Origin of the sequence: Aquiflexum sp. (genome assembly GCF_041749095.1) — a bacterium.
Classification (GTDB): domain Bacteria; phylum Bacteroidota; class Bacteroidia; order Cytophagales; family Cyclobacteriaceae; genus Aquiflexum.
In genome coordinates, this window is record NZ_JBGTCA010000125.1 from 1 (window position 1) to 7679 (window position 7679).

Annotated in this window: 7 protein-coding genes; 1 reads left to right on the plus strand and 6 read right to left on the minus strand. The window is 39.4% G+C overall.

Annotated elements, in window-relative coordinates:
* Positions 1-253 (plus strand): hypothetical protein (locus ACEW8O_RS06830; RefSeq protein WP_373493873.1); only part of this gene is annotated, 253 nt, incomplete at its 5' end.
* Positions 254-371: 118 nt separating this feature from the next.
* Here ACEW8O_RS06830 and ACEW8O_RS06835 read toward each other — a convergent pair.
* The 6 genes from ACEW8O_RS06835 to ACEW8O_RS06860 form a co-directional block, all read right to left on the minus strand.
* Positions 372-1589, minus strand: a complete 1218-nt coding sequence (locus ACEW8O_RS06835) for an acetyl-CoA carboxylase biotin carboxylase subunit family protein (RefSeq protein WP_373493874.1) — start codon at positions 1587-1589, stop codon at positions 372-374.
* Between the two features lie 109 nt (positions 1590-1698).
* Positions 1699-3129: a M17 family metallopeptidase gene (locus tag ACEW8O_RS06840; RefSeq protein ID WP_373493875.1), complete on the minus strand. Its 1431-nt coding sequence runs from the start codon at positions 3127-3129 to the stop codon at positions 1699-1701.
* 85 nt (positions 3130-3214) lie between these two features.
* Positions 3215-4360, minus strand: a complete 1146-nt coding sequence (locus ACEW8O_RS06845) for an alpha/beta hydrolase (protein ID WP_373493876.1) — start codon at positions 4358-4360, stop codon at positions 3215-3217.
* Between the two features lie 94 nt (positions 4361-4454).
* Positions 4455-4946: a hypothetical protein gene (locus ACEW8O_RS06850; protein ID WP_373493877.1), complete on the minus strand. Its 492-nt coding sequence runs from the start codon at positions 4944-4946 to the stop codon at positions 4455-4457.
* The gene (locus ACEW8O_RS06855; protein WP_373493878.1) at positions 4946-5659 is read right to left on the minus strand and encodes a 16S rRNA (uracil(1498)-N(3))-methyltransferase; all 714 of its coding nucleotides are present in this window, start codon (positions 5657-5659) and stop codon (positions 4946-4948) included. The genes ACEW8O_RS06850 and ACEW8O_RS06855 overlap by 1 nt, the downstream gene beginning before the upstream one ends.
* A gap of 138 nt (positions 5660-5797) precedes the next feature.
* Entirely contained in the window at positions 5798-7594 is a 1797-nt protein-coding gene (locus tag ACEW8O_RS06860) for a DEAD/DEAH box helicase (RefSeq protein ID WP_373493879.1), read from the minus strand.
* Positions 7595-7679 lie beyond the last annotated feature (85 nt).

Genomic DNA, 7679 nt, shown 5'->3' on the forward strand with positions numbered 1-7679 from the left:
CATCAATGTTTGCCTTAAACTTGCCTCAGGTAAATTCTCTCCGGATCTCACTATAGAAAGAATTAAACAGATTAATCCTGATTGCAGAATAATGTTGTGCAAATCTCATATTGGCCCCTTACTGAGAAAAGTTTATTTACACCAAGGATTTGATTGGGTAGTTGATAAATCTGTTCAAATGAAAAAAATCCCTCAGATTCTTGAAGATATTTCAAAAGAAATGAATGTGGAAGAAGTATTGATTGCTTGTTGAAAAAGAATATAATTAATAAGCCCTAGAGTAAAAAGAGTAAGTTGAATCGTTGCGATTATCACCCAGAAATCATCCGATCTTATGCTCTGCCGGAGAAATCACAATTTCTCCGGTTTTTTTAATGAAATTTTTTGATTTTTTCCTGTTCTGCTACAGTCGAAAAATCCCTCGTTAGCCTTTCCGCATAATCATCCAGCAATTCCAGAACTCTGCTATGATTATTCGACCGTACTATCAAACCTGCATGATAATCCAATGGAACCCTGAAAAACACCTCAGGGTCTTCAAAAGATGAAAGATCAGGTTCTTTGAATTTGGAAAGTGTCAGTACAATTCCGGCAAATCCTTTTTTGACTTTTGGGAGCTTATAGTCTTTTTCTTTGCAAATTGCATCTTCGATTTTGGCCCACTCTGTCCAGAGATTGATGTCCGTAGCGGCATCTACCATTTCTGCCAAATGGGCACCACCCACTCTTGAAGAAGTTTCCAAAAAGTAAATCTTCCCATCTTCTTTTCCTTTTATGAATTCAGTATGCGCCGCACCGCTTTTCATACCAAATGCTTTCATCACTTTTTTATTGGCTTCTTTGATGTCCTTTTCATCATCTGAACCATAAGGAACATTGGCGCTTCTGAAAACCCCACCGCCCTGAGAAATTTCCATCGGTGTGGCCAAATATCTGGAAACAGTACAAAACAAAGTCTTTCCTTCCAGATTAAGACTGTCGGCATGATATACATCTCCCGGCCTAAACTGTTCTACAAGATATCTCACCCTGTTATCCCCAAGTTCATGGATATTCTGCCAAAGACTGTTTTTGTCATGAACTTTAATGATTCCGTGTGCAGAAGCTTCAGAGCGGGGTTTCAATACCCATGGCGGAGGGACATTGTCAGCAAAGTGGTTGATTTCATTGTCATTCAATATCGCAGCAAAAGCTGGTACCAAAACCCCCGCATCGTGTGCCCTTATCCTCATGGCCAATTTATCTCTGAAATATCTTCCGGTGGTCTGACCCATTCCCGGAATCCTCAGATTTTCTCTAAGAAAAGTTGCCTTTTCAACATCGTAATCATCTAAGGCTACTATTGCATCGATTTTTGTAGTTTTTATAATGCCGGCCACTCCGAAAAGAAGTTTTTCCATATCCCAGTCAAGATCCTGACCGGGCATATAGAAAACCTCATCTATATACTCAAAAGGCCATGGGCTTTCCCTAAGTTTTTCTGTGGTAATAAGAAAAACCGTATTGCCTGCCTTTTTCAATGAAATTAGAAAGGCACTTCCTTTGAAATAATTGGAAATGCACAAAATGGTTTTGTTATTCTCTTTCATCTGCTTATAATTTTCTTTAAGTGGTCATCCCGTTAGCTATCGGGAGGAATCTTGCATGATTAATAAACATATCTCCGTTTAACGTTTCCCTCATGCTCGATTTCATGGCTTATTTATTTTCCAACAATTTAATTAATAAATGAACACCAAAGGCAGTAGCATTTTTGGTTTTTGCGAATTCCGAATCTCCAAAAGCTGTTCCGGCAATATCAATATGTGCCCAAGATGGATGGTTATCAGTAAAAGCCTGTAGAAATTTAGCGGATGTAATCGCACCTGCAAATGGTTTTCCATGAAAGTTTTTGATGTCAGCAATTTCACTGTCCATTTCGGATTTGTAAGCATCCCATAATGGAAGCGGCCAAACCTTCTCGTTGATGGCCATTCCACTATCTTGTAGCTTCTGTGAAAGCTTGATATCATTTGAAAATAATGCAGCACACTCATAGCCAAAGGTACCCACTGCACTTCCTGTCAAAGTAGCTACATCAATCACTGAGTCCAACTGATGGTTTTTAATGATGTAGGACAAACCATCGGCTAAAATTAACCTGCCTTCAGCATCTGTATCGATGATTTCTATGGTTTTTCCACTGTGGCTCCCGATAATATCAGATGGTAAAAAAGAAAGATTATCTACTGCATTTTCCACACAGGGCACAACCGCAGTCACATTTACGGGCAACTGCAGGTCAGCCATTAGTTGCATGGCACCCAAAACACATGCTGCACCTCCCATGTCACATTTCATGTGGACCATGCCTGAAGTTTTGATATTGAGACCTCCGGTATCAAAAGTCACACCTTTGCCGACAAGACCAATATGTTTGGTCGCTTCTTTGTGGCGGTATTTCATGATGATAAACTGCGGTTCCCTTTGACTCCCTTGGGCCACTGCCAGGAAAGCTTTCAATCCTTCCTTTTCGCTTTTTTTCTTATCGAAAACCTTAACATTGATTCCAAATTGTTTTCCGGTCTTTTTAGCCCATTCAGCCATATATTCCGGGGTTACTTTATTTGGAGGGAGGTCCACCAACTTAAAAGTCTGCAATTGGGCATTGGCAATTTTCAACCCCTTTTCTGCGATTTCTTTGGCAGTTTTTAGCGGTGAGATGATTGATAAAGTTGTGTTATCCCAATTTTTAGGTTCAGTTTCATGATTTTTAAAATGCCCCAATCTATAAGTCCCAAGCGAAAGACCTGATACCGCCGCTTCCAATAAATCGGATTCCATTCCATCTGAAAAAACCAATAGCATTTTCTCATCGATTACCGATTCCTGTTTGGCTGTTAATCTCCTGAATATGTTTTTAACCGTATGGTATTCAGGGTTTTTTCCAAGACCTAATAAAAGATACACCCTTTCATTTTTTTTATCTTCGATGATAAACTGGGAATCTTTTTTACCGGAAAACAGGTTTTTGGATACCTCGATTTGTGTAAATCCCGATGGGAATTTCACAGACTCTTCAACTTCAAAAAAGGGGATAAGAACAAGCCCCTTAAATTTATTGGCAGAATCTAAAATATTTAATTTCATCTTATTTTTTAAGTTATAATAAATTGATTGAAATAAGGAAGGCAACAAAACTTCCGTTTTTTAACTGGATTCTAAAATGGTTTATTTAAATATCCCCTTCTTTGTTGCTAAAAAACAACCACTCTATGGCTTTAGGGAATTCATCACTCCAGTAGGTTTCACTGTGCTTTCCTTCCATATTGAAGCTGAGTTTGACTTTCATCCTTTCCCTGATGGATTCTCTTTTTAAAAGCCGTTTTTTGAATTTCTTGACATGTCGGATCATAGTCTCACTTTCATCCCCACCTGCATAAAGGTAAACCTTTGTATCCATGGGTTCAAAAAAATCCAGAAATGAAAATTTGATTTTTGGAATGACCCATAGGGAAGGGGAGAAGATCATCAGTTTTCCATATACCTCAGGATAAATGAGACCGCTGAAAATACTCACAAGTCCACCCATGGAACTACCTCCAATACCTGTAAATTCCCTTCCAGATTTGGTACGGAAATTTTTGTCCACAAAAGGCTTAAGAGTGTCTGTTATAAATCGGATGTATTTTTTTCCTTCACCTTGTCCGAGAATTGTCTTACCGAAGTTGTATTCCAATAGCCGTTCTTTTTCGGCATGTTCGATGGCAATAATAATGATTTTGCCAATGCCATAATCAGACATGACCGCTAGCTTTTTATCTATTTGCCAATTGCCAAAAGGTGAATTTTCATTGAAGAGATTTTGTGCGTCCTGAAGATAAAGTACCGGATAATGTTCCGTAGAGGTCTCATAATCGTGGGGCAATAGTGCCCAGACCTTTCTGGTTTTATTCAGTTGTGGGATTTCAAATTCTTCAGATATCAAATGGACTTTCGGAAGTTGGCTTGGTCTGAATGGTAGCCAGTTTTTTCGCCATTTTGGAACATGTTCTTTCTGGATTCCGGAAGTTTTTTTACAAAAACGGTTTGGGGTTCTATTTCCATAAAGGTCTATTTCTACCTCAGACCAGTCTCCCTTTGTAAATTTGTAAATCAGTTCAGATGGATAAATAAAATCTTCGGGAAAAGTGAATGCGTAATTTCCCTCAGAAACTTTTTGTAAAAGAAACCTACGATCTTGTGTGGCCCAGTTATTGAAATTTCCCGAGAGAAATACCGGCCTGGCATCATCCTCGTCAGTGGTAAGCAAAATACTTAGACCATCTTTTTTATTCTCTTGTTCTTTATTAATCACAACAGTCTTTTCTTCACATTCCATCCGAGATGAATTCTGTTTATTTTAGTTAAAACGAATCCTGTAAAAGTAATTTTTTGAATCGTCCAAATAAAGAAGATCCATAACTTTTTTGCATTTACCACCTAACAGGTGATAAACGGTTTTCAGGTTCCTGAATCATGATATAGGACTCACCTTCTTTGGCATGACAGGCATTGCATGCAGAAGTCAGAGCCCGAAAGCCTTTGATGAATTCTTCTTTGTCTTTCTTTTGAATCAACTCTTCAATGTGTGGAAGTGTATTTTCCATAAAATCCTCTGCGGACCCGGCCCTTAAAGGTCTTCTCTTCAGGCCATCTTCCATGGCCTCAATGATATGCTCTACCTGATGGTCAGCATAATCCCAATTTTCATCCATCCCTGCCCAATATAACTCGGAATATCTGTAAGAGACTTCAACCATAGTCCGGCTGAATCCGCCAAGTTGATTGGCAATTACATCAAATTTCTCTTCACTGTTACCTTCCAGCCAACCATCCAATCCCACAGCGGTAGATTTATCCTCTGCTTGTGGCTGACAGGAATAAAATATAATTGCAATTGCACAGTATAAATAAGTCTTCTTCATTATAAATCCAGATTATTGATAAGTTGTAATGTATGTACTGCTGCAAGCCCGGCAGTCTCAGATCTCAGCCGGCTTTTCCCCAAAGAACAGGGCAGAAAATAATGTTTAAACGCCAAATCGAGTTCCTGCTGGGAAAAGTCCCCTTCAGGGCCAATAAGAATGATGTAAGCATTATCTTTTTTTGCTTTATCAAATAGATGCCTGTCATTTTCCTCATCGATATAAGCGATAAACCTTTGGTAGGTGTCGAACCTTTTGTCCATCACCAAATCCTTCATCGGTATCACTCCATTTAATTTAGGAACACGGGTTTTGAGACTTTGTTTACAGGCTGAGATAATCTTCTTCTCCAAACGTTCAAGTTTCAGGTTTCCCCTTTCGGAATGTTCGGATTGCATAAAAGTGATTTCATGTACGCCGATTTCTGTAATCTTCTCTATCATCCATTCCATTCTCTCAGCATTCTTGGTTGGACTGATGGCCAAATGGATGTAATAATCATCCTCAGGAATATAATTCCTTTCCTCAATAGAAAGAGTGGCTTTTTTGGGATCAGCTACTGTGATGACGCAGGTGTACAGATAGCCCTTTCCATCTGTGAAATTGACTTTGTCTCCCTGTTTTTTTCTTAATACCTTGATAAGATGCTTTGATTCTTCAAGATCTAACTGAAAGTCTTTGTCCTGTGCAATTTCATGGAAAAAAAGCTGCATATTTTAGGGGATTGATCAACGAAAATACGGAATCCAATTTGAATCGAATAGGAAATCAAAAGAAAAAGCACGATCTCTGAGAGACCGTGCTTTTAATTATTTACCATTAAAATTATTAATCCTTTTAATTTCCGTTGATCAACCTTTGGAAATTTCCATGTTGACGGTAATTCCTTTGATAGTATTGTTTCTCATGACACTGATTACGTGATCAGCATCTTTCTGAGGTACATCCACGAACGAGAAGTTGTCGAAAATATCGATGCCACCTATAGATCTGCCGGGAACACCGGTTTCACCGGCAATTGCTCCGACGATATCATTCGGTCTGATTCGGTCTTTCTTTCCTAAGTTTAAGAAAAGACGGGCCATTCCAGGTTCTCTTACACCTTTTTCTCTTGGACTTCTTTCACTTCTTTCTCCTCTTTCGCTTCTTTCAGGTCGTTCAGATCTTTCACTTCTGTCTCTACCATATCCTCTGGTTCCACCTTCGCTTCTAACGGATCTTTCTCTTCCTCTTCCTGAATCTCTTCCACGTCCAAAGTCCCTTTCTCTTCCACCTTCACTTCTTCTAGAGCCTCTGTCCCTATCTCTTCCAAGATCAAGTTCAAAGTTTTGGTCTTCCATTTCATGAACGGTGTCAGCCAATTGGATTTTCACCAATCCCAAAGCTACTTGTTCGATACAAAGACCTTCAGTCAAAAGTTGACCAATAATATCCTCATAGAAACTGTTATCACCTTCTTTGCTCAATTGTCTATGGACATCTTTCACAAATTGTGTCTTTTTCAGTTCTATAAGATCAGAAACAGAAGGAGGGGACATTTTGGAAATCGAAGTCTTGATAAACTTTTCAAGATCCTTGATCCTGTACATGTCTTTTCTTCCGGTCACAAAGCTGATTGCAGCACCGGATTTACCGGCCCTACCGGTTCTACCGATTCTGTGTACATAATTTTCTTCGTCCAAAGGAAGGTCAAAGTTGAAAACAACCTCGACATCATCCACATCGATACCTCTGGCAGCCACATCAGTAGCAACCATTACCGAGCAATGACCTTTTCTGAACTTGTTCATTACCTTGGTCCGCTGTGCCTGAGAGAGATCTCCGTGCAATGCTTCTGCCTGTATGCCTCTTGCAATCAATTCCTCCGTAACCTCATCGGTTACTCTTTTGGTATTACAGAATACCAAACTTAAGTTAAATTGATTCAGGTTCATCAACCTGGTCATCAATTCGATTTTTAATGATGGTTTTACTTCGTAATATACCTGTGATATATTTTCTACCGTCAATTCCTTCCTCAACACTTTTACGTGTGCAGGATTGTTCTGGAATTTCCTGGTCAAGTCCAAAATCGGTTTCGGCATTGTTGCTGAGAAAAAGACAGTCTGTCTTTCTTCAGGACATTCTTTGAGGATATTTTCAATATCTTCTCTGAAGCCCATATCCAGCATTTCGTCAGCCTCATCCAATATGATGATACTTACCATATCAAGCTTTAATGTACCTCTGTCCATGTGATCCATGATTCTGCCAGGAGTACCTACTACAATCTGAACACCCTTTCTTAAGCTTTTGATCTGTCTGTCAATCGCTTCACCTCCATAAATACAGGTTGAGGAAAGACCTCTTTTGTATTTTGAAAGTTTTACGATTTCACCTTCTACCTGTACCGCCAATTCACGGGTTGGGCAAAGGATCAGAGCTTGTGGCTTATTAATAGATGTATCTACCTGATCGATGATCGGAATACCAAACGCAGCAGTTTTACCAGTGCCCGTTTGGGCCTGACCGATGACATCTCGTCCTTCCAATAAAAGGGGTATAGATTGTGATTGAATTGTGGAAGGTTGGGTATATCCCATATCTTCCACAGCCCTTAAGATTTCCGCTGAAATCCCAAGGTCTGAGAATGTTAATTCTTTTTCCATGATGTTTCCTTACTTCTTCAAACCATGATCTCCTAGAAGTACCCTAAATCAAGCGACAGTAAGGAAACCCACGGTATGAAAAATG